Raw genomic sequence first — 1,064 nt, 5'->3', positions numbered from 1 at the left:
GGGCCGCGATAGAAATGGCACCGCGGGTGGCTTCTATTCTTGCAAAAGAACTGGGGAAGGATGAGAACTGGGCAGCAGAACAGGTGAAAAGCTTTAGCCAACTGGCAAAAGGGTACATCCTATAATTTTGTAACCGGAATGCCATAAAAATGTAATAAATCGAAATTATAATTGCATTTAGAAATTGAAAGGTAATTGTAAATGAAATTAAAGAGATTAGGAAAAGAAATTTCAAGGGTTGTTCCCATGACATTTTTGTTGTTGTCGGGCTGTAGTGCCTTTACGCAAAATGCTGGGGATAATTACCTTGAGTTTAAAACGACTGAAGAGATACAGGAATTTTTTCAGTACAGGAATGATGGTTCTGTCATTGTGAGCGGGCACAGAGGAGGACTGGCTAAAGACTTCCCGGAAAACAGTATCGAAGGATTTCAACATGTGTTGGAGCAGATGCCCGCCTTTTTTGAAATCGACCCGCGCCTGACTAAAGACAGTGTAATTGTGTTGATGCACGATGCCACCCTTGACCGCACAACAACTGCCACGGGCAGGCTGTCGGATTACACTTTTGCAGAGTTGAAAGATGTGAAGCTGAAAGACAGTGACGGTTATGCAACTGTGTGCAACATTCCCACATTGGAAGAAGCCATTAAATGGAGCAAGGGAAAAACAGTAATTAATCTGGATAAGAAAGATGTTCCTATGCACATGATTGTGGAGTTAGTCCGCAAGCACAAAGCAGAAAACCATGTGATGCTGACAGTGCACACGGGAGCCCAGGCCCGGTATTATTATGACAGGTTACCGTCGGTAATGCTTTCCGCATTCTCAAGAAACAAAAAGGAGTTCGAAGATTTGATGATATCAGGAGTTCCTGCCGACAACATGATTGCCTACGTAGGCCGGACAATCGACGACTCGAATGCCGAAATTGTAGAAAAGCTTCGGGCAAAAGGAATCCGCTGCATGGTTTCTTATGCCCCCACCATTGATAAGCTGAAAACAAAAGAAGAGCGCCGGAAGGCATATGCAGAAGCGTTAACCGCAAAGCCTGACATTGTGGA

Annotated in this window: 1 protein-coding gene; it reads left to right on the top strand. The window is 44.3% G+C overall.

Translation table 11 applies throughout. From position 1 onward, the window contains the following. Positions 1-201: 201 nt before the first annotated feature. Positions 202-1,064, top strand: an 863-nt coding sequence (locus BUB08_RS19935) for a glycerophosphodiester phosphodiesterase family protein (protein WP_073003686.1), incomplete at its 3' end; no start/stop codon positions are given.

The organism is Mariniphaga anaerophila (genome assembly GCF_900129025.1).
Lineage (GTDB): Bacteria > Bacteroidota > Bacteroidia > Bacteroidales > Prolixibacteraceae > Mariniphaga > Mariniphaga anaerophila.
The sequence above is the reverse complement of the archived record's forward strand: the minus strand, read 5'-3'. Positions and strand labels throughout refer to the sequence as shown.